The sequence below is a fragment of the Acidobacteriota bacterium genome (genome assembly GCA_030697165.1).
In the GTDB taxonomy this organism is placed as follows: Bacteria; Acidobacteriota; Vicinamibacteria; order Vicinamibacterales; family UBA2999; genus 12-FULL-67-14b.
This window is the reverse complement of record JAUYQQ010000019.1, coordinates 118,534-143,621: the sequence shown is the minus strand read 5'-3', so window position 1 is coordinate 143,621 and position 25,088 is coordinate 118,534. Positions and strand designations below refer to the sequence as shown.

Genomic DNA, 25,088 nt, shown 5'->3' with positions numbered 1-25,088 from the left:
GCTTCGCGTCTTCGTGGGGATTAACCGGTCCGTCACGCGTCCGTGATCGTCCCGTCACGGCGGTCCCGTAACCTGTGCCTCCAGAGTGACCATCAGCGTCATCGTCTGCGCCTATAACGAAGAGCACTACCTTGCGCCGTGCCTGCAGTCGCTGCTATCGCAGAGCCGGCCCCCCGACGACATCATCGTGATCGACAACGCGAGCTCCGATCGCACGGGCGCCGTCGCCCGCGCCATTGCCAGCGTGCGCGTGGTTGACGAACCTCGCGAGGGCCTGGTGATCGCGCGCGAGCGCGGCCGGCAGGAGGCGACCGGCGATGTGCTGGTCTATGTCGATGCCGATTGCCGGGCGCCGCACAGGTGGCTCGAGCGCATCGAGCGCCGATTCCGCGGCGATGCCAGCCTGATCGCGCTGTCGGGGAACTACCGATTCTACGATTGGGACTGGTGGGGCCGTGCGCTGTTGCGGGCGTACGACTTCACGTTGGGCCCGGCCACGCACATTCTCGTCAAGTACGTGCTGCGAATTGGCGTGGTGTTCTACGGCGGCAACTTCGCAGTGCGTCGCGAGGCGCTTGAACTCATCGGCGGCTTCGACACCTCGATCGAGTTCCACGGCGAAGACACCAACCTGGGCCGCCGCTTGTCGCGCGTCGGGCGCGTGGAACTGCGCTACGACTGCTTCCTCTATACCTCGGCAAGACGCTACAACGCGATGGGGAAGGGCGCGGTGTTCCGGTTGTATGTGCGCAACTTCGTGTCAGAACTGCTTCATCACCGCCCCAAGGATACGGTGCATCTGGATGTGCGCCCCTAAATGTTGCGTATTGGAGATGTGATCGCCACGGTTTTGCCATTTGCCCTTGCGACACTGCGTGAAGCAATGGGAGGTGAGCGGTGAGGCTTGATACACATGTCCACACATTTCACTCAGGCGACGCCACGGTGTTCCCCTTTAATCACTTCATGCGCGAGTGTTACAACACGCCCCAGGGCGTGTATGACACCGCGAAACGGCGCGGCATGGATCTGGTCACGGTCACCGACCACGACCAGGTCAGCGGCGCCCTCGACATTGCTCACCAGCCGGATGTGCTGGTGGGCTGTGAGGTCACGGCAGAGTTCACGGATGTGGACCTGTGCGTGCACCTCAACGTTCTCGACATCACGCCGGCCCAGCACGACGAGATCCAGCGTCTGCGGCAGGACGTGCGCCAGTTGATGCCGTACCTCGGTCGCGAAGGCATCTACACCTCACTCAACCACGTGGCCTCCGGCATCAACGGGCCGCTGACCGCCGCCCACCTCGCGGCCGTCCTGCCGTGGGTCGACGGGCTCGAGGTGATCAACGGCACGCGGTTGCCGTCGCAGAATCGCACCGCGATGTGCCTGGCCCGCGCCACCGGCAAGCATCTGCTTGGTGGTGGCGACTCGCACACCGCAGAGCCCGCCGAAGCTTCGCGAGTGGCGGGCGTGCTCGCCGCGTAGGCGTCGGCGGGGGCCGCGCCCTTCGGGCGCGGTGGGGCTCGTGGCTGCGCCACTCGTCGGGCTCGGCGCTGCGCGCCATCGTAGGGCTCGCGGCTTCGCCGCTCGTAGGGGAGTACCTCTTAGCGAACAGAGCCACCCCCACAAGGCGCGGAGCGTCAAGCCCCAGGACGCGAGCGGAGCGAGCGACCCCGACGAGCGCCGGAGGCGCGAGCCCTACGCGCGCTGAAAGCGCGCGCCTACCAGAATCCCAGCCACTTCCACCACGCGGCGCCCGCCGTCAGCCAGATCACGATGTTGGCGACCGACGTGAAGAAGCCTACCTTCCACCAGTCGCCGCGCGACACGTAGCCCACCCCAAACAGGATCGGGCCCGTCGTCGTACCGTAGTGGGTGAGGCCGGCGGTGAGGTTGGCCGTGCACAGCAGGCTGTAGACCGCCAATTGCGGCGGGACGCCAATGCCGATCATCACTGCGACAAACGGCGGGAACATGGCCAGCAGGTGGGCCGTGATGCTGGCGAAGAAGTAGTGCGCGTAGAAGTAGATGATCAGGATCCCGATGAACACGACCACCCACGGGATGCCGGCGAAGAGGCCCGCGACGTTCTCGGCCAGCACGCGCGTCGAGCCGGTCCGGTTCAGCAGGTCGCCCATTTGCAACATGCCGCCGTACCAGACGAACACGTCCCAGGCGGCGCGCTCGCTCGCGGCCGCGTGCCACGTGAGCGTGCCCGTCGCCAGCAGCACGCCAATGCCCACCATGGCCACGAACGTGACGTCCAGCCGATGCCACGCCGAGGTGATCCACATCAGCCCGACGCCGACGAACACGAGCAGCGTGACCCACTCGTCGCGGCTGAGGGGGCCCATCTTCTTGAGCTCGCCGGCGGCAAAGATTGGCGCTTCGGGCGTGGTGGTGACCTCGGGCTTGAGCAGCCGATAGGCAATCCACGGCACGACCGCGCACGACAGCAGGCCGGGCACGATGGCCGCCACGAACCAGCTGACCCACGTCACCTCGACGTTGACGAGCTTCAGCGCCAGGTCGGCGCCGAGCAGGTTGCTGGCCTGCCCGGTGAGGAACATCGCGCACGCGACCGCGGAGCCTTGGTACATCGCGGCGATCAGGAAGCCGCCCAGGCGCTTGCCGGTGGGGCCGGGACGCGAATCAAACAACTCCGCGATGCTGCGGGCGATCGGCAGGATCATGCCGGCGCTGCGCGCCGTGATCGACGGCACGCCCGAGGCGAGCGTGACGTCGGTCATCTGCAGCGCGTAGGCCACGCCGAGCGAGGTGCGGCCGACCGCGCGGACGAACAACAGGGCAATGCGACGGGCGAGGCCGCAGTCGAGCATCACCTTGGCGATCAGCATGGCGATGATCACCAGCCACACCGACGGCTGCGCGAACCCGCCCAGCACGTCGCGCATGGGGATGCCGTTGGCAGCCATGGCGGTGAGGCCCATCAACACGAGGGCCGACGCCGGTAAGGGTTCGGTGACCATGCCGGCGATCACGGTGATGAAGATCGCAGTTTGCCGCCAGCCTTGCGGCGTGATGGTCTCCGGCGGAGGAATCAAGTGGCCGAGAACGAAGTAGAGCAGGACCAGCGCGGCCAAACCGCGAGTGCGCGACATTTGCGCTGAATTCTACTCGGACTCGAGCCGCTCCTAGAGAATTCCGCGCTCCCAAGGGCCGGTGATGGCCAGCGTGAGCCCCGGAGTTTGGATGTTGAGAAACAGCCAACGGCCATCGGGGCTGAAGGTGGCGCCGGCAAACTCGCGATTGCGGAAATCGCCGGCGAAGCCATTGCGCTCGCCGTTCAGCACCATGTTGTTGCGGGCGAACCGGACGATCTTTCCGTCACGGGTCAGGCCATGCACGCACGGATTGGCGGTGCCGTCCTCGCACAACACCAGTCCGCCGCGCGGGCTGACGACCAGGTTGTCGGGCATGTTGAGCACTTCGGCGCCCGGCGACTCGTAGATCAAGCGGATGGCCTGGTTGCGAATGTCCAGCTCCCACACTTGGCCCATCTTTGCGTTGCCGCCGTCGGTGCTGGTGACGAACACGCGGCCATCACTGAACCACGCGCCCTCGAGCCGGCCGAAAATGGCGCCACCCTTTTCAAAGCCCTGCGCGAACACGCCCCCGCCATTGCGGGCGGCCGTGTCGGCGTGCGCCTTGTCGGGCTGATCGATGTCCACCCAGTGAATGCCGAGGGAGACCCCAGCGCGCTGGTTAAGGCGCAGGTCGGCGCGCGGGCGGCCATCGAGGGCCAGCATCTGCAACTTTCCGCCGTCGGCAAGCCGCCTTGGCGACCGCGGCGTGAACCGATAGAGCCCCGATCGGCGCTGGTCCTCAGTTTCGTAAATGATGCCGGACTCTGGATCCACCGCGACGGCTTCATGCACGAAGCGTCCCATCGCCACCAGCGGTTCCATGGTCGGCCGGCCGTCGACCGGGACGTCGAACACATAACCGTGCTTGAACTGGAGGGCCGGGTTGTCCTCGGGGCCAAGCGTCGTCTCTTCGCACGTGAGCCAGCTGTTCCAGGGCGTCATGCCGCCGGCGCAGTTGCGAAGCGTGCCGGCGAGGCTGGTGCGCGCGCTCGTCATCAGTCCCGTGGCTGGGTCGAACGTGATGTTGGTCGTGCCGCCGCCTGCCTGTGCGTCGTAGGCAATGGCTGGATCGAACGCGATGCCGGGCGACAGCTCGTGGTTGCGGATCAAGACGACGGTGCCGTTGGCCCCTGGGAAGGCCGCCATCCCGTCGTGACCGCCGGGCGTCCGCACGCCGGAGTCCAGGGGATCGCCGGTCCAGCCAAACGATCGATAGCGGAAGCCCTCGGGAAGCTGCAGCATCGGCACGCCGGTCGTTTCGTCGGTGACCGGCCGCAAGGGACCGTAGCCTGGGTCATCGGCCACCAACCGGCCCACGCCGGACTGCTGCACGAGCGCTTCGAGCGGCGCGGTCACGGCGGCGCCGCCGAGCAGCGCAGCCTTATAAAGAAACTCTCGACGGGGGGTGGTCATGGTCTGTCCAGCTTAGCGGTCTTACGTTACAGCGTAGTGACGCTATCACTGACGGACCGGCAGCAGCGCGGCGAACTCCTCGTACTGATCGGTGGCGACGAAGTCCACGCCGGCTGCGATCGCGGCCTGCCAGCGCGGCCGTACCGCCGCGACCGAGCCGAAATTGTAGCTGTTCGTCCAACCCTGGTTGGCTGCCGCATCGTGGCCGTTGAGGGTGTAGAAGCGAACCCACAGGCCCAGTTCGTGCGCACGCCCCACGATGGCGGCCAGCCGCGCGGCATCCTCCGTGCTCCACGGGCCGGCGCCGGCCTGGCCGCCGCGCTCGACGACGTTCCAGGCGAAGTTGGTCCAGCGGCGGTAGTTGGTCGCCGGCCACGGCACGAGCGATGCGGGCGGGGCAGTGGCCAGCCGTTCTGCGCGGGCCTCGGGATCATCCGGCAGGGCCAACCCATGACCCGGCGTGGTGCCGAAGATCAGCAACCGCTCGCCGGCCGGAACGCGCGTCGAAAACGCCGCCTCCTGGCCGTCGCCGTTCTCGGTCAGCACCAGCAGCGGCCCCCGCGACAGGGGCATGACGCGGCTCCCATCGGCTACCCGCTCCGCCGTCGTCAACCACGCGCGATGACGCGCGAGCAAAGTCCACACGGCCTGGTGAAGTTCGGGTTCATGCGACTTGAAATCGAGGTGGAGGACCACGAGCGGCCACCGGTCGCGCTGATTGTCGGCGAGCGCGCGCTCCATCAAGGGCCGGATGCGCGCGAAGAAGTGCTGCTCGAGGGACGGTTCAGAACCGGTGAGGTCGGTGTCGTGCGACACCACCGGCTGCCCGGGGCGGCCGCCGGCCGCGGGCGCCCACGCGAGGTCCTGTTCAATCGCCAACGGAGAGGCGCCGGTCGCGAGCGCGCGGTCGAGGCGATCCTGCCACTGGCCTTTTTCCGGATAACAATTGTGGGCATGCAGCAGGGTGCGGCCGCCGAAGGCCGCGCCGGCCGGCGCGGGTTGCTCGCCGGCGCCGAACAACGCGGAGATTGCGACCGCGCACGCCATCACCCTGATTAACAAGATCGCCATGACCTGGTCTTGTACCACTGGTAGGTAACCGCGAGCCCTTCCAGTGGCCCCCTACGGCCAGCCGTTGGCCTGGACCAGCGCCCGCACTCTCCGGTCGATGTCGTCGACGATGTTGCGCACGATCGCGGGTGGTTGGCCCTTGGGATCGGGGAGCGGCCAATCGTCTCTTCGCGTCCCCGGAACCACGGGACACTCGTCACCGCAACCCATCGTGATGAGCCATTGCGCCTGTGCGGCGAGTGTCTCGGTGAACTTCTGCGGCTGCTCGGCCGACAGGTCAATGCCCATCTCGCCCATCACCGCCACCACTTCCGGATGGACGCGATCGGCCGGCTGCGTGCCGGCGGAAATCGCGCGAGCCTTGACCGGATCGGCGGCGCGGTTGAACAGGGCCGCCGCGATCTGCGACCGGCCGGCGTTGTGCACGCACGCGAACAGGACGGTGATCACGAGGCCTTGCGCGCCACCTGCAGGCGCCGCTCGTCGGTCACGCTGGCGGCGGTATGCGACAGGGCATGCAGCGCCGCATCGACCACGGCAGCCACGACCGGGTTGTCGATCGGCGTCAGCCGATAGTGCATCCAGGTGCCATCACGCCTGGCATCGACCAGGCCGGCCTTGCGCAGGTAGGCGAGGTGGCGCGACGCGGTGGGCTGCGGCACGTCAAGGCTGGCGTGGATGTCGCACACGCAGACCTCGCCGTCGCGCAGCAGCGCGAGAATGCGCAGGCGGGTCGAGTCCGCCAGCGCTGCATAGACGCCGGTCAAGGCCTCGAGATCCTTCACTTTCGGCGCCGGTTTGGCCGAGCAGCAGGGGGCTGACATATTCGTGTTGACAAATATATCATCGATCCATATATTCGCTAAACCGAATATGACGGGACGACAATTCTTGACGGGGCGGCACTTCTTGACGGGAGGGAACCTCTTGTCGGGATCAGAACCTGACTTCTCCCGACAAGCATTGTCCTCCCGACAAGGATTGTCCTCCCGACACGTAACCCCTTCCCGCCAGGTGCGGCGAAAGCGAGCGAAGAGATGAACGCGAGTCCGCAACTACCAGTCGCAATTGTCGGCGCAGGCCCGGTGGGCCTCACGGCGGCGGCGCACCTGCTGTCCCGGCGCCAGCCCTTCATCGTGCTCGAAGCCGGTGGGGAAGTGGGCGCCGCCATTCGCGAGTGGGGCCACGTGGCGATGTTTTCGCCGTGGCGCTACACCGCCGACCGGGAGGCGCGACGCCTCCTTGAAGCCACCGGGTGGCAGGCGCCGCCAGACGAGGCCCTGCCGACCGGTAACGAACTGGTGGACCGCTACGTGGCGCCGCTCGGGCGTCATCCGGCGATTGCGCCGCATGTGCGGCTGAACGCGCGGGTCACGGCCATCGGCCGCAAAGACTTCGACAAGGTCCGCACGAAGGGCCGCGACGAGCAACCGTTCGAGGTGCATCTCGAATCGGGCGAGGTGATCGAAGCCCGCGCGGTGATTGACGCCAGCGGGACCTGGCGCCATCCCAACCCGGCCGGGTCGAGCGGCCTGGCGGTGCCTGGGGAGCGTGACAACGCCGATCGCATTGCCTACGGCATTCCCGATGTTGCCGGCGCCGCCCGAGCCCGCTATGCGGGCAAGAAGGTAATGGTTGTCGGCAGCGGACACTCGGCGTTCAACGTCGTGCTCGACTTGCTGACGCTCGCGGCACAGGCGCCGGGGACTGACGTGACCTGGGTGATGCGGCGCGAGAACCTGGAGACGGTGTGGGGCGGCGGGGCGGCAGATCAACTCGAGGCGCGCGGAGCGCTCGGTGCGCGCGCGAAGCGAGCCGTCGAAGCCGGGCAATTGACGGTGCTCAGTCCGTATCGCATTCGTGCCATTGCCCGCACTGGTGGCGGACTGGCGATCACGGGCGCGCGTCGCGGGGTCGAGTTCACGGTCCATGCCGACGAGATGATCGTGTGCACGGGCTTCCGGCCGGACCTGGCCATGCTGAGCGAAGTCCGGATCGGCATGGATCCCTGGCTCGAATGCACGTCGGCGCTCGGGCCGCTGATCGATCCGAACGAGCACAGTTGTGGCAGCGTCCGCCCGCACGGCGCGACCGAACTGGCGCATCCCGAGAGGGATTTCTTCGTCATCGGGATGAAGAGCTACGGCCGTGCACCGACGTTCCTGCTGGCGACCGGCTTCGAGCAGGCCCGATCGGTCGTCGCTCAACTTTCGGGCGACTTCGCGGCGGCTGCTCGCGTCGAGCTCGAGCTGCCGGAAACCGGTGTGTGCAACACCACCCTCGCCGACGGCGCGGCGGGCTGCTGCGACGGGCCGGCCCCGGCCGAAGTGGACGCCTGCTGCGTGAAGGACGCCGACGCGAAGATGGCGGGTCTGAGCGGGTGTGGCTGCGGCACACAGCCGGAGCCGCCGGAGTTGCTGCAGATCGGCGCGCTCGCCCGCACATGACCCGCCGCGAGGTCTGGGCCACCGGCCTCGGCCAGTGCGTGAGCTGGGGCGTGTTGTATTACGCCTTTGGCGTCCTGGTCGTCCCAGTCGAGCGCGAACTTGGCGTCGCGCGCTGGGTGGTGGTCGGTGCGTTCTCGGTGGCGCTGTTGGTGTCGGCGGTGGCGTCACCGCCGGTCGGCAGGCTCGTCGATCGCGGGCAGGGTCCGTTCGTGGTGCAGGCCGGTGGCCTCGCCGCGGCGGCCCTGCTCGCGGTGTGGGCGCTCGTGCCGAACGTCGTGCTTTCGTACCTGATCTGGGCCGCGCTCGGCGTCTGCATGGCCGCCGTGCTCTACGAGCCCATCTTCGGTATGGTCGGCAAAGCCGTGGCCGACGCCGGCGATCGCCTGCGCGCCATCGCCACGATCACCGTCTTCGGCGGCCTCGCCAGCACGGTGTTCCTGCCCCTGACTGGCGCACTGGTCGATGGCCTGGGCTGGCGTCCGGCGGTCGGCATCCTGGCCGCACTGCTCGCAATCGCGACCGTCGCGGTCCACCGTTTGGTGTTCGCAGGCAACGCACCCTCCCGACCAGTGGCACCCTCCCGACAGAGCTTGCCCTCCCGACAGGATGTGCCTTCCCGTCCCACCTTCGCGCTGCGCGCTACGGCGGGCAAGCAGGCAGCACTGATCGCGATCTTCACCGTCTCGAGTTTCGCCGGGGCCGCCCTCGCGACCAACCTGGTTCCGGCCTTGGTGGATCGCGGGCTGCTGCCGAGGGCGGCGGCAGCGCTCGGCGGCGTCTTCGGCATCATGCAACTGCCTGGCCGGCTTCTGTTTGCCCGACGCACCGGCGCCATCAGCCCACGGGCATTGCTGGCCACGAGCGTTGGCTTGCAGGTCGCAGGGCTGTTGGTCCTCGCGGCGTCAGACTCGTTCGCGCCCATTGCCGGCGGTGTGGCGCTGTTTGCGTGTGGTTCGGGATTGGCGACCGTCGCGAGGCCGTACCTCGTGCTGGTGTTCTATGGCCAGGACCGCGCCGGTGAGATGAACGGCGTGTTCGCCCGTCCGCAACAACTGGCACGCGCGGCCGGGCCGGTGGCGGCGGCGGCGCTGGCCGGCGTTACGGGTTACGGCGTGGTATTCGGGATTCTCGCGGCCTTGATGGTGGCCGTGCTGGTGGCGTTGTCCGGGAGATGGCGCCGAAAATAGAATCGGGAGGCAATCCCGACAAGGATTGCCCCCCGACAAGCGGTGCCCTCCCGACGAGAGGTGTCCTCCCGTCGGTATTACTTGTTACTTGACGATCACGCCGCACGCGATCCGGTCGCCGGCCGCGCCGCCCGGATCCGACTTCATGTCGTCGGCCGCGGCGTGAATCATCAGCGCCGTGCCGCCGTTGGCGTAAATCGAATTGGCGCCATCAGCCATCGTCACGGCCTTGTTGGAGATGGTGGCCTTGGCCGTGCCGTTCGCCGCCACGGTGAAGTTCATCATGTCGCCGGCGTGCGGGCCGTCGGGGCTCTGCAAGCCGTGCTTCTTGCCGGCCGGGTTGAAATGCGGTCCGGCGCTCAGGAAGGCCGGCCCTTCGCACTTGGGAATCTGGTGGATGTGAATGGCGTGCTCGCCGGGCGTCAGGCCCTTCACGTCGAGTTCGATCGAGATGCCGCCGTCCTTGGCGGCTGAAATCATGGCCATGCCGACCGCCGCGCCCTTGGCGTCCTTGAGGTCGACGTGCTTCATGCCTTGCGCCGACAGGCCCAACGTCATGAGTGATGCGATTGCAAGTGCTGAAAGTGTCCGGGTCATTAGTGATCCTCGAGAAACGTGTTCGCCGTAGTTCGCGGGGGCCGGCACCGGGCCGGTCACGCCCCCGTCCATAATCGCACACTCGCCGCCAGCCAGCCCGGCCGGGGCCCGTTTGCGCCGCCCTGCCGGCGATCGTTTAACCCGGTTGTAACACACCCGTCATTCGCGATTCATGCCCCCTGTCTAACCTGAGCAGGTTGCCGCCAGGCCCATCGACGGTCCTGTGTGGCGAGTCTTCCCGAGTCCATGTTGAGGGGTGTATGAATCGAAATGTAGGCGCGGCGGCCCTAATCGGCCTGTTGCTGTCCAGCCCGGTCGCTCTCGCGGCCGCCGAACAGGCGTCCCAGGCCACGACGGCCCGCAAAGTGCGCGTGACGGGTATCGTCAAGGACGAATCCAACAACATCACGTTACCGGGCATTCCGGTTGAAGTGGCGGGTGCCGCGACGGTCTATACCGACGTGGACGGCCGCTTCCTGTTCGAGTTGCCTCCGGGCACCCACGAGATCAAGGTCGCGATGGAGGGTTACGACACCCAGGTGATCAAGGTCGTGGTGCCGGCCGGCGCGCGCGTGATCGACGCCAACGTCGCCCTGCAGATGAGCCGGTTCGCCGAAACCGTGACCGTCACGGCCGACGCGTTCCTCGGCGCGGTGACCTCGTCGGCCGAAGCGCAGATGGTTGAGCGCAAGGCGGCGCCGGTCATCACCGACAACCTGGGCTCGCAGGAAATGAAGAAGAACGCCGACTCCGACGCGGCCGCGGCGATGTCGCGCGTCACCGGGCTGTCGGTGGTTGACAACCAGTATGTGTTCGTCCGCGGCCTGGGCGAGCGCTACAGCAACACCACGCTCTCGGGTTCGACGCTGCCGACGACCGAACCCGACAAGAAGGTCGTGCCGCTGGACCTGTTCCCGGCCGGCCTGCTCGACAGCGTGCAGGTCAGCAAGTCGTACTCGCCGGATCGCTCGGCCGAGTTCGCCGGCGGCCTGGTGCAGATCAACCCCCTCAAGTTCCCGAGCCGCGCCGTGATGTCGTTTTCGTATGGCCTGAGTGGCTACTCGACCGCGACCGGCAAGTCGATTCCGCTGAGCCCGCTCAACGGGCGTGACTTCCTCGGTTTCGACAACGGGCTGCGGGCGCTGCCGGGCGGCATTCCCGGCAACAAAGTGGTCCGGCGCGGCATCTACACCCCTGACGTCGGCTACACGCCGGAACAGATTACCGAGTACGGCCGGCAGCTGGGGAATACGTGGAGCCCCACGGCGGCGGATGGCGCGCCCGGCCAGAACTGGGGCGCGGTGTTCGGCAATCGCTTCGGCAAGGTCGGCGTGGTGACCAGCTTCACGCAGTCGTACAAGGAGCAGTACGTCGAGGAACAGCGCGCGTTCTACCGTATTGGCGACGACGACGAGCTCGAGGCGGTCAGTGACTACGACATGAAGTACGGCACCCAGCGCGCACAGATTGGTGCGGTGGCCAACTTCGCGTACCAGATGAACTCCAACAACCGGATCTCGTTGGAGAACTTCTACAGCCACAGCGGCAAGGACGAGGGCCGCACCTTCGAGGGGCCCAATACCGAGAACGTCTTCTACTACCGCAACTCGCGCCTGGCCTTCGTCGAAGAGGGCCTGTTGTCAACGGCTCTCTCCGGCGACCACTTTTTTCCGGGTGCGTCCAACAGCCGTATTGACTGGCGGGTGAACCTGGCGCGCGCCAACCGCGACGAGCCGGACCTGCGCGAGACGTTGTATCAGCAGCCATTCCGGTCAGGGACCTTGGAGCCGAACCCGGCGGTCCGGCCGGTCCTCGCCGACGAATCGCAGAGCGGCTTCCGCCTGTTCCAGGAACTGGACGACGAGACGCTCGACCTGGCGGCCAACTATGCGGCGTTCAAAACGACCGGCGCCCGGCCGACCCAGTTCAAGTTCGGCGTCAACTACGTTGAGCGGACCCGCGACTTCTCGTCCCGCCGCTTCCGGTTCATCCCGATCGTGGCCACCAAGGACGGCGCGTCGCCGGTTGACCTGACCCAGACGCCGGAGCAGCTCTACACCTCGAACAACATCGGCACGGCGTTTCGCTTCAACGAGGAAACCCGCCCGGTCGACGCCTACAATGGCGAGCAGACCACCATGGCCGGTTACGGCATGATGGACATGACGCTGTCGGCGCGCAGCCGCCTGATCGCCGGCGCCCGGGTCGAAAACTTCGAGCAGACCGTCAACACGTTCGACCCGTTCGGCTTGTTCCAGCGCACCATCACCGCCGAGAACAAGAACACCGACATTTTTCCGTCGGTCAACTTCGTGCAGTCGGTCGGCGCCCGGCAGAACATCCGGCTGGGCTATAGCACGACGGTGAACCGTCCCGAGTTCCGCGAGCTGGCCGAGTTCGAGTTCACCGACGTGGTGGGCAGCCGAGCCACGCGCGGCAATCCCAACCTGAAGCGCGCGCTGATCCAGAACGTCGACGCCCGCTGGGAACTCTTCCCGGGCGGCCGCAGCATCGTGTCGGCGAGCACCTTCTTCAAGTACTTCGACCAGCCGATCGAGCGCGTCGTGATCGCGGCGGCCAACCCGATTACCACGTTCCAGAACGCCGACAAGGCCCGCAACTTCGGCCTCGAGTTCGAAACCGCGTTTGAGCTCGGCGGCGGTTTCTTCATGAACGCGAACTACACCTACGTGGACTCGAAAATCACCCTGCTGCCCGAGCAGCAGACGGTGCAGACCTCGCTCGAGCGGTCGCTGGCCGGCCAGTCGAACAACCTGTTCAACCTCACCGGCGAGTTCGCGCGCGGCGGGTTCTCGGTGCGCGGCCTGGTCAACTTCGTCGGCGACCGCATTTCGGACGTCGGCTCGAACGGCGCGCCCGACATCGTCGAACAGGGCCGCGCGACCGTGGACCTGGTGCTGTTACAGCGCTTCGGCTCGCGCTACAACCTGCGCTTCAGCGTCGAGAACCTGACCGACGCCGAATATCTCTTCAACCAGGGCAGCTCGCGCCAGCGCTCCTACAAGCTCGGACAGACCTATGGGTTCTCGTTCGGCGTGGATGTGTTCTAGGCCATGGCATACGCACAGCGGAGAAGCATGATCATGAAACAGATGTCTTACAGGCTGGCCGGGCTCGCCATGGTGGTGGCGATGTTGACGGGCGGCGTGGCGCCGGTATCGACCCAGACCAACGTGCCCGGCATCGACAAGCCGGTGATCGTCGTGACCGGTGAGATCACCAGCACCGTGAACTGGACCAGCAACTTCTACTACGTCCTGCGCGGCGCGGTGTTCGTGCGAGACGGCGGGACGCTGAACATCGCCGCCGGCACCCGTGTGATCGGCGAGGCGGGCAGTGTGGGTACCCTGATCGTGGAGCGTGGCGGCCGGCTCAACGCGATTGGCACGCGGACGGCGCCGATCGTGTTCACCAGTGACCAGGCCATCGGCAGTCGCGCCCGCGGCGACTGGGGCGGCATCATCCTGAACGGCCGCGCGCCGGTCAACCTGGAAGGCGGCGAAGGCGCCGGTGAAGGCGATACCGGCATCTACGGCGGCAACAGCCCGAACGACAGCAGCGGGACCATGCGCTACGTGCGGGTCGAGTACGGCGGCACCGAGTTCAGCCCGGACAACGAGCTGAACGGCATTGCTTTCCAGGGGGTTGGCCGCGGCGGCTCCTACGAATACATCCAGGTGCACATGGCTCGCGACGACGGTCTGGAATGGTTCGGCGGCACCGCGGATATCAAATACGCCGTCGTCTCGAATGCGGCCGACGACAGCTTCGACTGGACTTTTGGCTGGTCCGGCCGCGCGCAGTTCATCGCCATCACCCAGCGCGGCGACGATGCCGACAACGGCATCGAGGCCGACAACAACGAGTTCAACAACAACCTGTTGCCGCGCTCGAACCCGCAGATTTACAACATCACCTTGTGCGGTGACCCCGACCGCAACGAGGGCAGTGAGGGTCCGCGTGGCGCGAACTTCCGTCGTGGCACCGCGTTCACGGTGCGTAACTTCCTGGTCACCGGCTTCAAGAACGTCGGTTTCCAGATCAGCGACGCGTCGACCAGCGCGCAGGTCACCAACGGCACCTCGCACATGGGCGCCGGCGTGGCGTGGGGAATGCCGACCAACATGCACTCGAGCGTGATGGCCTTCATCACCGGCGGCCAGTTCCCGAACATCCGGGTCGGGGCGACGGATGCGGAAGTCGGCATCTCGATGGCCGGCTGCTCGAACCACGAGAACCACAACTTCCAGCCGACTGGCGTCGCGACGTTGGCAGGCGGGCAGATTGCGCCGATTCAACCGCCCAACGACGGCTTCTTCGAAGCGGTGACCTTCATCGGCGCCGTGCCGCCCGCACCGGCCGACAACTGGATGACCGGTTGGACGTCGTTCGAGCAGCGTTAGGATAGCGTTCGTGAAGGCAATTCTCGGGCTGGGTGTCGTGGTCATCGCCTTAGCGATGGCCGGCTGCACCCAGCCCGCCGCGCCCGCCAGCAAGAACCCTCTCTCCAATACCTTTGAGACTCCTGAAGCGTTGGCGCAGGCCGTGCTGGATCGGCTGGCACGCCGCGACGTCGACGGTTTGAAGGCCCTGGCTTTGTCCGAGCAGGAGTTCAAAGACCACGTCTGGCCTGAACTCGACACCAGCCGGCCCGAGCGGAACGTGCCGTTCGAGTACGCCTGGGGCCAGCTGAAGCAGCGCAGCGACGGCTATCTCGACACCACTGTCGGCCGCTATGCCGGGCAGAAGCTGAGGTTCGTCAGCACGAAGTACACGGGCGAAGCGACGAAATACGAAACGTTCTCGGTGATGCGGGAAAGCGAGATCGTGGCGGCCGACGACACCGGCCGCGAGCTGGTGCTGCGCCTCTTCGGTTCCGCGATGGTCAAGGACGGCCGCTACAAGCTGTTCTCGTTCGTGGTCGACGACTAACGCCAGACGCCCCCCTCGCGCATGATGCCGGACCCTGCCGCCACCCTTCGACCTTACTCGGTCAGGCGACGGCAAATCGTCCCCGCGACGGTTCATTTCTGCAATTTCAACAGCCGTGCGTTGACGGCGACGATCACCGTGCTCGCGGACATCAGCACCGCGCCGAGCGCCGGAGTCAGCAGCACGCCCCAGGCATACAGGGCTCCGGCCGCCAGCGGCAGGGCGACCACGTTGTAGCCGGTGGCCCAGAGCAGGTTCTGGACCATCTTGCGATGCGTGGCACGCGAGAGCTGCACAATGGCCACGACATCCAGCGGATTGCTCCGCACCAGGATCACGTCCGCGGTTTCGACCGCCACGTCGGAACCGGCGCCAATGGCGATGCCGACATCTGCCTGCGCCAGGGCCGGGGCATCGTTCACGCCGTCGCCAGTCATGGCCACCAACACGCCACGCGATTGGACCTCTTTCACCTTGGCCGCTTTGTCCTTGGGCAGGACTTCGGCGAAGTACTCATCCAGGCCGACCTGGTCCGAGACCCACTTGGCCGTCGCCTGGTTGTCGCCGGTCAGCATCAGGCAGCGGATGTCGAGCGCCTTGAGGGCATCGATCGCTTGCTTCGCCTCCGGTCGCACGATATCGGCCAGCGCCATCGCGCCTTTCAACGCTCCGTCGACGAGAATGAATACGACGGTCTTGCCCTGGGCCTGCAGCGGCTCCACGCGCGGGTCGGTGAGCGCGATGTTCTGTTCTCGCAAGTAGCCGGGACTGACGACCTTGATGTCTTTGCCGTCGACCCGGCCCTCGGCTCCCTTGCCGGTGATGCTTTGAAAACCGTCCACCGGCAGCTTCTGCTCCGAGGCGGCGGCAATGGCTTTGGCGATGGGGTGTTCGGAATGCGCATCGACGGAGGCGGCGTAGGTGCGCAGGGTTTCTTCGGTGATGTCCTCACCAAGGACCAATGTGTCGGACACGCCGAACCGGCCCTCGGTGAGCGTGCCGGTCTTGTCGAAGATGATGGCCTGCAAGTTCCGCGCGCCCTCGAACGCCACGCGATTGCGAATGAGCAGGCCGTTGCTGGCCGCCAGCGCAGTAGAGACGGCCACCACCAGCGGCACGGCGAGGCCCAGGGCATGCGGGCAGGCAATGACCATGACGGTGACGGTGCGTTCGATGGCGAACGCGAAGTCCCGGCCCACGATCACCTGCCAGATAAAGAAGGTGATCGCGCCGCCACCCAGGGCGACGACGGTGAGCCACATCGCCGCGGTGTTGGCGAGGTCCTGAGTCTTTGATTTGCTGTCCTGGGCCTGTTTGACGAGATCGATGACCTGCGACAGAAACGAATCCCTGCCAGTGCCTTTGACCTGGATGGTCAGCGACCCTTCGCCGTTGATGGATCCGCCAATGACCTCGCCGCCGGTCGCCTTGGCCACGGGGGTGGATTCACCGGTGAGCATCGCCTCATCGACCGAACTGTCGCCGGCCACGATCACACCGTCGGCGGGAATCTTCTCACCGGGCTTGATTAGGACCTTGTCATCCACCGCCAGTTCGCTGAGCGGCACGTCCGTCACGCTGCCGTCGGGCATGAGCTTGTGGGCATCGGAGGGCATGAGTTTGGCCAGCTCCTCCAACGCTCGCGACGCGCCCATCACGGACTTCATCTCGATCCAGTGCCCGAGCAGCATGATGTCGACGAGGGAGGCCAGTTCCCAGAAGAACATCTTTCCTGTCAGACCGAAGACGACAGCGCTGCTGTAGAGATATGCCGTGGCGATGGCGACCGAGACGAGGGTCATCATCCCGGGCCGGCGGGAGGTCAGTTCCTTGACGAAGCCCTGGAGAAACGGCCAACCGCCATACCAGAAGACTGCGGAAGACAGACCGAACAGCACGTACAGGTCCCCCGGAAACTGGATGGCGTCCCGGAGCCCCACCAGTGACTGGAGCATCGGCGACAGGAGGAGAATCGGTACCGTCAGGACCAGTGAGATCCAGAACCGCTTGCGGAAATCCGCCGCCATGTGCGCATGGTGGGTCGGCCCAGCGTGTGCCTTCCCGGCCACGGGGTCATGCGACGGCTCGGTGCTCGGTGCCGGGTGTTCGTGTCGCTTCATCGCGGTTTCCCCATCTGACAGGATGAGTCCTTCGCTGCAACTCTCAGTTTGCGGGAACACCCAGCCGACGACTGTGCGTTTGTGAACAGTGGCGGCTGTGGCTACCGCTGTACGGTCACCGTAAGGCGGAGCCCGCGGCCAGCCTGTTCGTGGACGATCGCGCGGAGAACGTGGCGAGAGCGCGGGCCGTCGGCCTTCGCGCGATTCACGCGCCAGAGCCCGGCCGCCTGGTCGAATATCTCCGCGCCGCGGGCATCGAGATCTTGACGGAACGGGACGGAGAGACAGGGGAGGTGAGCGGCCATGAAGAAACCGCGTGATCTCTGGACGGACCTGCGATCCAGCTTCTGGTTCGTGCCCGCGGTGATCGTCTGTGCCGCTGTGGCGCTGGCGTTCGCGCTGATTGAAACGGATCGGATGCTGACGCCGGACGTCAGCGTCAGATGGCCGCGCCTGTTCGGCGCCGGGGCGGCCGGCGCGCGCGGCATGCTGTCCACGATTGCCGGCTCGATGATCACGGTCGCGGGCGTGATCTTCTCGATCACAATCGTGTCACTGTCGTTGGCTTCAAGCCAGTACTCATCGAGGGTCCTCCGGAACTTCATGAATGACCGCACGAACCAAACGGTCCTTGGCGTGTTCGTCGGCATCTTCGCTTACTGCCTGGTGGTGCTGCGAACGATCCGCGGCGGCGACGAAGGTGCCTTCGTGCCGGCTCTGTCCGTGCTGGTCGCTGTGGCGCTGGCTTTTGTCGGGATCGCGTTTTTGATCCTCTTCATCGATCACATCAGCTCGTCGATCCAGGCATCGCAGATCATTGCCAGGGTGGCAAGGGATACGCTGGAAGCGGTGGACCATCTGTTCCCAGGGAATCGGGGCGAGCCGGCTGATTGGCCCGAAGGGGCCGCTGCGATGTCCCTGCAAGAGTTCCGGGGTACGATTCCGGCGCGGCGCACAGGCTACGTCCAGCGGGTAGACATCGGTGCGCTGATCGCGTTCGCGCGCGCGCGGCAGACGACCGTGCGCATGGAGTGTCGTATCGGTGAGTTCGTCATCGAGGACACGCCCCTTGCTTCAGTCTCCGAAGCGCGAGACGCCGATCCCGCCGCCATCCGTCAGATTAACGCCGCCTATACCGTCGATCGGCAGCGCACTGTCGACCAGGACGCCGCGTACGGCATTCGGCAATTGGTCGACGTCGCGCTCAAGGGCTTGTCGCCCGGCATCAACGACACGACGACGGCCGTCATGTGCGTGGACTATCTGACGGCCATCCTGGCGCGGTTGGCGCAGCGTCAACTCGAAGCCCCCGGCCGCGTTGAGGCCGGTGAGCTGCGGGTCATCGTCCGTCGCCCGACCTACGCAGATTTCGTGGCCGAGGCGTTCGACCAGATCTGTCAGAATGCCGCCGGCAACGTGGCGGTGCTGCGGCGCCTGATCCGCTCACTGGAGACGCTGAGCCGCATCACCTCAGGCAGCGAGCGTCGTCGCGCACTGTTCCTGCAGGTGGAAGCGGTCCGGGAGATGATCCAGCGGAGCGTGCCAAGCCCCCGGGAACAGGGCGAACTCGAGTCGCACGCGACACACGTCTCTGAGTCCCTGAAGGGTTCTTCGTAACAACTCGTCGATGACCGACCGCTTACCTTAGACGTAGGTGGGCGAGTACAGAGAACAGCACGGCCACAGCCGAGGTTCGACTTCCTACCGGTGTTATGGCTGTTCCTCAGAGGAAGGAATGCCGTCAGCACGTCGCAGCAGATTCTCCTCGTCCTTCAACGGTTGCAGCTGCCGAGCCTGTTCTTCGATGACCCCAGCTTCGCTGTATAGGCCGGCCTCGGCCTTCGTGGAGACGGCATCGAGTTCCTCGTCCGGCACTTCAACCGGCGGCTGTTGTCCTGGCTGACCGACGGGCGGGCCCTCGGGCGTCCCCGCGAGGACCGTGACAGGGACGCCTTGCGGAAAGACCACCTCGCGAGCCTCATCTGGCATTGAGATCCCCTGTTTCTGAAAAGCGACCTTCACCAGCCGGATCACCGACGACCGTACCTTCAACCAACTGTGTTCGTGGCCGTTGAGCCAAAAGTAGACGCGCAGATTGATGGTCGCGCGCCCCAGGCCATCAACGAGCACCGAAGGCGCGGGGTCGTTCAGAACGGCCGGGTGCTCCGCCAGCACCCGCCGGGCAATCTCCTGAGCCGCGGTGATCGAATCGTCGTAGCCGATGCCGACGTCGAAGCTCTCGCGCCGGTTGGCGTTGGTCGTGAAATTCCTCAGGTTGCTCTTGTAGACGGTGGCGTTCGGAATCTGGACGAGGTTGCCGTCGAGGTTCATCAGGATGGTGGTGCGCACGTTCAACTGCTGCACATATCCGGTTACACCGGAGACCTCGACCAGGTCGCCCGTCTCGAATGGCCGTTGCAGGCTGAGGAAGATGCTCGCCAGAAAGTTCTCGGTGATGTCCCGGAATGCGAGGCCAACGGCCAGCCCGACCAGGCCGGTGCCGCCGACCACCGTTAGCGCCAGTTGGGTCAGGCCGGACACTCGCAGGATGATGTAGAAGCCGGAGAGAAACACCAGCGTACCCGCCGCACGGGCGATCACGTTGCGCAGGAGCGGCGCGCGGATCCGTGGGCGCAGCAACAGCCGCGCTCCCCGCGTAGTCAGGAGACCGGCCACCACCGCCAGGGCCAGAATGACCAGCGCAAACGCGAGAATGGGCAGCGACCGGATGACGTCACGCCACAGCACCAACAGTCCGCTCCATGCCGGGCGGAAGTCCCATACCGATGACTCGATGACCTCCATCCGGTTGGCCACGGCGACGACATCCTGGGTGTTGCGGGCCAAGTTGCCAGCCCATTGCTTGAGCTCATCGGAATCCACCGGCCCGCTCAGAAACACGACTCCTTCCGCAACCCGGACTTGTGGGTCGGTGAACCAATTCGTCGCAGTCAGGACGTTCTGGAGACGCGCGCGGATCTCTTCGTCGCGCGCGACGGGATTGACGTCGACCTTCGCCGGTGCCGGGGACACGGCGGTGGTGTCCGGGGCCGCAGGTGGGCGCTGTTCGCTGACTGGGGGTGCAGGTTCCTGAGCGGTGATCGTCGAGCTCAACGCGCTGCACAGGCAACCGAGCAGCACGGTTCGCTGCAGCAGTTCACGACCAGGAAATGCCGGAGAACACGGTCGAGCCGGCGTCGTCCCCATTCATGTCCATCGTATCCGCGTTTCGAAACGGGCCCTGAGCAATGACTCTGAACTAGTCGGCGGGGCGTCCCCTGTGCAATTGTGGACAGCGATTCGCGTTCGTTTACGCACACGATGCGCGATGCGCCAGTCGATGCTCACGACGCGCGCCAGCGCGGTCGTTCTGCTAGCTCAGCCTCGCGACGAGGGCTTGCACACGTATGCGGAGTGTCTCCGCACGCACGGACTTGCGGTGATTGCTGTCTCGGAGGCCTGGGATGCGCTGGTCGCGGCACCGCGCGCGGATCTCATCGTGACGGAGGTTCTGCTGGCTGGCAGTATGGACGGCGTTGGGTTGATTGGCCGGCTGCGCCGCGACGAGGGGGCAGAGCGCAGACCCATCATCGTGCTGAGCGCATGTGCCTGGGACACCGAGCGTGAGCGAGCCAGGCGCGCCGGCTGCGATCTGTTTCTGGCGAAGCCGTGCCTGCCAGGCGAATTGCTGCGACACGTCCGCGCGTCGCTCGCAAACGTCGCGCTGCAGCGCGTGCGCGGCAAGACCGCAAAAGCAGACCTTCTGAACGCGCCGCGCCTGACGCTCGGAGCGGCTGCCGATGCGACCAAACTACCCCTGCGTCGATGAGAGCCACCCTTCCACCTTGGCCCGGCTCGGCACGCCGCCGGCATGCACGACCTGCTCCTCGATCATGACCCCTGTGTCGACATGATGCCGTAGCGCATGATGTCCTGGATCTCCTCCACCTTGACCACCTCGCGCGCCACGCCTTTCTCGCCGGTGGCGACGACGGCAATGAAGGTCACGATCAGCCGCGTCTCTAGAACCTTGCGAAGAATCACCATTTCCGGAAGCGACGGGCCACGATGCGCGGCATGTTGCGCACCCAGTCTTCGAGGTAGGCCTCCATCTTGAGCCCACCGATCACCCACCCGGCCACGATCGCGATCGCGAGTCCGAGCCCAAGGTAGAGCAGCGCGATGCGCCAGCCGAACAGGCCGAACAGCAGCGTCAGCGCCACCTCGTTCACCATCGGCGCGGCGATCAGAAACGAGAACGTCACGCCGAGCGGGATGCCGGCCTGCACGAAGCCGATGACGAGCGGCACCGCCGAACACGAGCAGAACGGCGTCACGGGAGGGCCGCCACCAGCGCCTCGGACGCGGGGACGAGCGACCAATACAGGGCCACCCATGCGAGGGCTGCCGCCAGCAAAAACTGGATCGGGTGGGCAGTGGGCCAGGTCGGCGTCAGGGTAGTCATGCACTGACTCGCCCGCCGTAGAGCCGGCGGAGGAAATAGAGGCTCACGTGCACGAGCCCGAGCAGGACCGGCACTTCCACCAACGGCCCCACCACCGTGGCGAACGCGATTGGCGAAGTGATCCCGAACACGCCAATGGCAACGGCGATGGCCAGCTCGAAGTTGTTCCCTGAGGCCGTGAACGCCAGTGTGGCCGCGCGCGAGTAATCCGCCCCGAGCTTCCAGGCCATGAAGAAGCTGATCAGGAACATGATCGCGAAGTAGGTACTGAGCGGGATCGCAATCCACAACACATCCAGCGGCTGCGCGACGATTTGTTCACCCTGCAGCGAGAACATCACGACGATCGTGAGCAGCAGCGCGACCAGCGTGATCGGCGAGATCCTCGGGATGAAGGTCCGCGTGTACCAGTCGCGCCCGTATAGCCGCACCAGGATCAACCGGCTCAGGATGCCCGCCGCGAACGGGATCCCGAGGTAGATCATCACGCTCATAAAGATGTCGGCGATGCTGACCGTGACGGCCATGCCCTGGAGGCCAAACCACGGCGGCAGCACCGTGATGAAGACCCACGCATAGAAGCCGAACGTGACGACCTGGAAGACGCTGTTGATTGCAACCAGGCCGGCGGCATACTCGCTGCTGCCGTGAGCCAACTGGTTCCAGACCAGCACCATGGCGATGCAGCGGGCAATGCCCACCAGGATCAGCCCGACCATGTAGGAGCCCCAACGCGGATCGGGACCAAACAGCGCCGGCGCGATCACGCCGAAGAAGACCACGGCCAGCGCGAACATCAGCACCGGGCCCACGATCCAGTTCTGCACCAGCGACAGGCCCAGGATGCGGAAGTCGGCGAAGACCCTCGGCAGCAGCGCGTAGTCCACCTTGGCCAGCGGGGGATACATCATCAGGATCAGCCCGACGGCAATCAGCAGGTTGGTGTTCTCGCCGACCGTGAGCGCGGCGTTGAACTGCTCAACGCCGCCTTGGAAGAAATAGCCGGCCGACACGCCGATGCCCATGGCCATGAAGATCCAGGCCGTCAGGAAGCGATCCAGGAACGACAGGTTCCCGGCCACGTTTGCGCGCGGCCCCTTGTTGCCGGCCGTCATCGGAAGGGCAGGTTGATGGTGAAGAGCGCGCCGCCGGTGGGCTGGTTCTCGACGAACACTTCACCTTCCAGCACCTGGACGAGGTGTTTGACGATCGACAGGCCCAGGCCCGTGCCGCCGGGCCGCGCGCGCGACTTGTCCACGCGGTAGAAACGTTCGAACACGCGCCCGAGGTCGTCGGGCGCAATGCCGTGGCCGGTGTCGGCCACGGTCAGCTGGAATCGCCCGTCCGCGACCTTCGCGCCGATGTCGATCGCGCCAGAGTCGGGCGTGTAGTTCACGGCGTTCTCGACCAGGTTGCGGATGATGTCGTGCAGCTTCGCGGCATCGGTCTGCAGCATCGCTGCGTCCGCAGGCACCGACACCGCGATGGTCTGGTTCTTCTTGGTGGCCATCGGCTCGAAGTCGGCGACGATACTCCTGATGAGCGCGGCGATGTCGCAGGGCGCCACTTCCACGGTTTCCTGGCCGGCCTCGAGGCGCGCCAGCCGCAGCAGGTCCTTGACCAGCCGCTCCATGCGCTCGGCCTGGCGGTGGATGATCTCGATGAATCGTTCGCGGGCTTCCGGATCTTCGGGATCGTCGAGCAACGCCTCGGCGTAGCCCTTGATGGCGGTGAGCGGCGTGCGCAGCTCGTGTGACACGTTGGCGACGAAGTCGCGACGAATCAAGTCGGCCTTCCGCAGTTCGGTGATGTCGTGCATCACCAGCACGGCGCCGCGCCCGGCGGTCACGACCGGGGCCACCTGGGCCATCAGGGTTCGCGTGGTGTCGCGCGTGACCGACAACTCCATCGCGCTGGTCTCGCCGCCCGCCAGCGCGCGGCCCAGGTGTTCGACGATCCCGGGATGGCGGATGGCTTCGACGTAGGAATGATTGATGGCGCCCTGTTCGAGCTTCAGGATGCGCCGCGCGGCGTCGTTCACCAACTGCAGGCGTCCCTGTTCATCCACGACCAGCACGCCTTCGATCATGCTGGCGAGAATGGCTTCCATGCGCGCGCGATCGCGAGCGAGGCTGTCGACGCGGCGGCCGAGCTCCTGCACCGCCTGATCCATGCTGCGCGCGACACTGCCCAGGTCATCGTCTCCGTAATCGGGGGCCGGCCGACTCAGGTCGCCCAGGGCGTAGCGCCGGGCGACCGCCTGGATCGCGCTGACACGCTGGTGCAGGCCGGCGGCCCGCGACGAGCGAAACAAGGCCAGCGCCGCGACGGCGAGGGCCACGCCGGCCACGGCGCCGAGCAAGACGAGGGTAGTGGTCGAGAGCGGCATCAGGCGGGCGCCGGGTCGAGCAACTTATAGCCGAACTGCTTGATCGTCACAATCGTGTCGGCCAGCATCGGCACCTTTTCGCGCAGGCGCCGCACGTGCACGTCAACCGTGCGGGTGCCGCCGGTGTAGGAGTAGCCCCACACGTCCGACAGCAGCAGGTCGCGCGACAGCACGCGACCGCGGTGCAGCATCAGGTACTGCAGCAGCAGGAACTCCTTCGCGGTCAGCTTTACCTCATCGCCGTCGAACTTGACGACGTGACGTTCGACGTCAACCGTGAGTCCGCCGTAGGTCAACCGGCTGTTGGTCGGCGCGGCGCGGTGAGCGCGGCGCAGCAGCGCCCGCACCCGCGCCACGACTTCGTTGGGGCTGAAGGGCTTGGTGATGTAATCGTCGGCGCCCAGCTCGAGCCCGACAATGCGGTCCGATTCCTCGGCCTTGGCGGTCAGCATGATGATCGGGATGGCCGCGGTATTGGCGTCGGCGCGGATTGCGCGGCACACCTGCAGGCCGTCCAGACCCGGCAGCATCAGGTCCAGCACCACCAGGTCGGGCGCCTCGCGCTTGATCTGCGGCATGACGTCGCGGCCCGACGTCACAATCGTGGCCATGAAGCCCGCCTTGCGCAGGTAATGCTCGAGCAGGCTGCCAATGTCGGGATCGTCTTCCGCGACCAGAATCCGGGTGGGGGGCCTCGCCGACATGGTTTCCGCGATCTTAGCAGTTGCGGTATCGTTTAGGACGTCGCGTGGAATTGGAACTCTTATGAAACGCATTGGTTTGATGGTGTTCTGCGCTATCTGCGTCACCAGTGGCCCTGGCGTGTTGGGCCAGTCGTCGCCGTTCGGCCAGTCGGCGTCGGGCGCGGTGCGCAATGACACCATGCACCTGACCGTGGTGACGTCGATCAGCGACACCGAGGTCGCGCCCGGCCAGCGCGTGTCGCTGGCGTTCGCGGTCACGCCGAAGAAGCTGATGCACGTCTACGCGCCCGGCAAGCACGATTACCAGGTGATTGCCGTGAAACTCGATCCGCAGTCGTGGTTTCGCGTGCAGCCGACCACCTATCCGCCGTCGGAGATGTACCACTTCGAAGTGCTGGACGAGAAGGTCGAGACCTACGGCAAGCCCTTCAAACTGGTGCAGGATGTAACCATCCTGTCCACGCCGGAGGCGCAGAAACTGCTGGCGGCATCGCCCACGGTCACGCTGTCGGGCCGCCTCGAGTATCAAGCCTGTGACGACCGGGTCTGCTACGCTCCGACGCGGGTGCCGGTCAGCTTTACGCTCGCGGTGAAGGAGCCCGACCGGAAGTAGCACGACCACCCGCCCCCCG

23 protein-coding genes and 1 pseudogene are annotated in these 25,088 nt (G+C 66.0%); 10 read left to right on the top strand and 14 right to left on the bottom strand.

Features of this window, described 5'->3' with window-relative positions:
* Positions 1 to 85 precede the first annotated feature (85 nt).
* Both Q8T13_18100 and Q8T13_18095 read left to right on the top strand, forming a co-directional pair.
* A complete protein-coding gene (locus tag Q8T13_18100) occupies positions 86 to 817 on the top strand; it encodes a glycosyltransferase family 2 protein (protein MDP3719677.1) in 732 nt (243 codons plus the stop codon).
* Between the two features lie 149 nt (positions 818 to 966).
* Entirely contained in the window at positions 967 to 1,488 is a 522-nt protein-coding gene (locus Q8T13_18095; protein ID MDP3719676.1) for a hypothetical protein, read from the top strand.
* Between the two features lie 236 nt (positions 1,489 to 1,724).
* Here the strand turns inward: Q8T13_18095 and Q8T13_18090 are convergent, their stop codons facing one another.
* Genes Q8T13_18090 through Q8T13_18070 form a run of 5 tightly spaced genes read right to left on the bottom strand, consistent with a single transcriptional unit; the run spans position 1,725 to position 6,418 of the window.
* Positions 1,725 to 3,125 (bottom strand): DASS family sodium-coupled anion symporter, encoded by a 1,401-nt coding sequence (locus Q8T13_18090; GenBank protein MDP3719675.1) that lies wholly within the window; start codon positions 3,123 to 3,125, stop codon positions 1,725 to 1,727.
* 33 nt (positions 3,126 to 3,158) lie between these two features.
* A complete protein-coding gene (locus tag Q8T13_18085; protein MDP3719674.1) occupies positions 3,159 to 4,523 on the bottom strand; it encodes a DUF839 domain-containing protein in 1,365 nt (454 codons plus the stop codon).
* 45 nt (positions 4,524 to 4,568) lie between these two features.
* Positions 4,569 to 5,594: a hypothetical protein gene (locus Q8T13_18080; protein MDP3719673.1), complete on the bottom strand. Its 1,026-nt coding sequence runs from the start codon at positions 5,592 to 5,594 to the stop codon at positions 4,569 to 4,571.
* 51 nt (positions 5,595 to 5,645) lie between these two features.
* Entirely contained in the window at positions 5,646 to 6,044 is a 399-nt protein-coding gene (locus Q8T13_18075; protein ID MDP3719672.1) for an arsenate reductase ArsC, read from the bottom strand.
* Positions 6,041 to 6,418, bottom strand: a complete 378-nt coding sequence (locus Q8T13_18070) for a metalloregulator ArsR/SmtB family transcription factor (protein MDP3719671.1) — start codon at positions 6,416 to 6,418, stop codon at positions 6,041 to 6,043. Before Q8T13_18070 ends, Q8T13_18075 begins: the two co-directional genes overlap by 4 nt.
* Positions 6,419 to 6,631: 213 nt before the next feature.
* On the opposite strand from Q8T13_18070, the gene Q8T13_18065 reads away from it, so the two are divergent.
* A complete protein-coding gene (locus Q8T13_18065; GenBank protein ID MDP3719670.1) occupies positions 6,632 to 8,041 on the top strand; it encodes an NAD(P)-binding domain-containing protein in 1,410 nt (469 codons plus the stop codon).
* A complete protein-coding gene (locus Q8T13_18060; protein MDP3719669.1) occupies positions 8,038 to 9,228 on the top strand; it encodes an MFS transporter in 1,191 nt (396 codons plus the stop codon). Before Q8T13_18065 ends, Q8T13_18060 begins: the two co-directional genes overlap by 4 nt.
* 84 nt (positions 9,229 to 9,312) lie before the next feature.
* On the opposite strand, the gene Q8T13_18055 is transcribed toward Q8T13_18060, so the two are convergent.
* Entirely contained in the window at positions 9,313 to 9,786 is a 474-nt protein-coding gene (locus Q8T13_18055; GenBank protein MDP3719668.1) for a superoxide dismutase family protein, read from the bottom strand.
* Between the two features lie 299 nt (positions 9,787 to 10,085).
* Here Q8T13_18055 and Q8T13_18050 point away from each other — a divergent pair, with 299 nt between their 5' ends.
* Genes Q8T13_18050 through Q8T13_18040 form a run of 3 tightly spaced genes read left to right on the top strand, consistent with a single transcriptional unit; the run spans position 10,086 to position 14,778 of the window.
* Positions 10,086 to 12,896 carry a TonB-dependent receptor gene (locus Q8T13_18050; protein MDP3719667.1) on the top strand — a complete coding sequence of 937 codons (2,811 nt, stop codon included), beginning with the start codon at positions 10,086 to 10,088 and terminating at the stop codon, positions 12,894 to 12,896.
* A gap of 33 nt (positions 12,897 to 12,929) precedes the next feature.
* Positions 12,930 to 14,249: a hypothetical protein gene (locus tag Q8T13_18045; protein ID MDP3719666.1), complete on the top strand. Its 1,320-nt coding sequence runs from the start codon at positions 12,930 to 12,932 to the stop codon at positions 14,247 to 14,249.
* Between the two features lie 10 nt (positions 14,250 to 14,259).
* On the top strand, positions 14,260 to 14,778 hold the full coding sequence (locus Q8T13_18040) for a hypothetical protein (protein ID MDP3719665.1): 519 nt from the start codon (positions 14,260 to 14,262) through the stop codon (positions 14,776 to 14,778).
* Positions 14,779 to 14,870: 92 nt separating this feature from the next.
* Here Q8T13_18040 and Q8T13_18035 read toward each other — a convergent pair whose 3' ends face one another.
* Complete coding sequence (locus Q8T13_18035; GenBank protein ID MDP3719664.1) at positions 14,871 to 16,805, bottom strand: copper-translocating P-type ATPase; 1,935 nt, start codon at positions 16,803 to 16,805, stop codon at positions 14,871 to 14,873.
* 396 nt (positions 16,806 to 17,201) lie between these two features.
* Here Q8T13_18035 and Q8T13_18030 point away from each other — a divergent pair, with 396 nt between their 5' ends.
* Entirely contained in the window at positions 17,202 to 18,515 is a 1,314-nt protein-coding gene (locus Q8T13_18030; GenBank protein ID MDP3719663.1) for a DUF2254 domain-containing protein, read from the top strand.
* A 93-nt stretch (positions 18,516 to 18,608) separates the two neighbouring features.
* Here the strand turns inward: Q8T13_18030 and Q8T13_18025 are convergent, their stop codons facing one another.
* A complete protein-coding gene (locus tag Q8T13_18025) occupies positions 18,609 to 20,105 on the bottom strand; it encodes a mechanosensitive ion channel family protein (protein ID MDP3719662.1) in 1,497 nt (498 codons plus the stop codon).
* A 121-nt stretch (positions 20,106 to 20,226) separates the two neighbouring features.
* On the opposite strand from Q8T13_18025, the gene Q8T13_18020 reads away from it, so the two are divergent.
* Positions 20,227 to 20,727: a response regulator gene (locus Q8T13_18020; protein MDP3719661.1), complete on the top strand. Its 501-nt coding sequence runs from the start codon at positions 20,227 to 20,229 to the stop codon at positions 20,725 to 20,727.
* Here Q8T13_18020 and Q8T13_18015 read toward each other — a convergent pair.
* From Q8T13_18015 to Q8T13_17990, 6 genes and pseudogenes are all read right to left on the bottom strand, one after another.
* Positions 20,710 to 20,945 (bottom strand): annotated as a pseudogene (locus Q8T13_18015) (thioredoxin family protein). The gene Q8T13_18020 and the pseudogene Q8T13_18015 overlap by 18 nt on opposite strands.
* Positions 20,939 to 21,235, bottom strand: coding sequence for a permease (locus Q8T13_18010; protein ID MDP3719660.1), 297 nt, complete (start codon positions 21,233 to 21,235; stop codon positions 20,939 to 20,941). The pseudogene Q8T13_18015 and the gene Q8T13_18010 overlap by 7 nt, the downstream one beginning before the upstream one ends.
* On the bottom strand, positions 21,232 to 21,363 hold the full coding sequence (locus Q8T13_18005) for a hypothetical protein (GenBank protein MDP3719659.1): 132 nt from the start codon (positions 21,361 to 21,363) through the stop codon (positions 21,232 to 21,234). The genes Q8T13_18010 and Q8T13_18005 overlap by 4 nt, the downstream gene beginning before the upstream one ends.
* The gene (gene arsB / locus Q8T13_18000; GenBank protein MDP3719658.1) at positions 21,360 to 22,478 is read right to left on the bottom strand and encodes an ACR3 family arsenite efflux transporter; all 1,119 of its coding nucleotides are present in this window, start codon (positions 22,476 to 22,478) and stop codon (positions 21,360 to 21,362) included. Before arsB ends, Q8T13_18005 begins: the two co-directional genes overlap by 4 nt.
* Positions 22,475 to 23,752: an ATP-binding protein gene (locus tag Q8T13_17995; GenBank protein ID MDP3719657.1), complete on the bottom strand. Its 1,278-nt coding sequence runs from the start codon at positions 23,750 to 23,752 to the stop codon at positions 22,475 to 22,477. The genes arsB and Q8T13_17995 overlap by 4 nt, the downstream gene beginning before the upstream one ends.
* Complete coding sequence (locus Q8T13_17990) at positions 23,752 to 24,456, bottom strand: response regulator transcription factor (GenBank protein ID MDP3719656.1); 705 nt, start codon at positions 24,454 to 24,456, stop codon at positions 23,752 to 23,754. Before Q8T13_17990 ends, Q8T13_17995 begins: the two co-directional genes overlap by 1 nt.
* A gap of 61 nt (positions 24,457 to 24,517) precedes the next feature.
* Here Q8T13_17990 and Q8T13_17985 point away from each other — a divergent pair, with 61 nt between their 5' ends.
* Complete coding sequence (locus tag Q8T13_17985; protein ID MDP3719655.1) at positions 24,518 to 25,069, top strand: protein-disulfide reductase DsbD family protein; 552 nt, start codon at positions 24,518 to 24,520, stop codon at positions 25,067 to 25,069.
* Positions 25,070 to 25,088 lie beyond the last annotated feature (19 nt).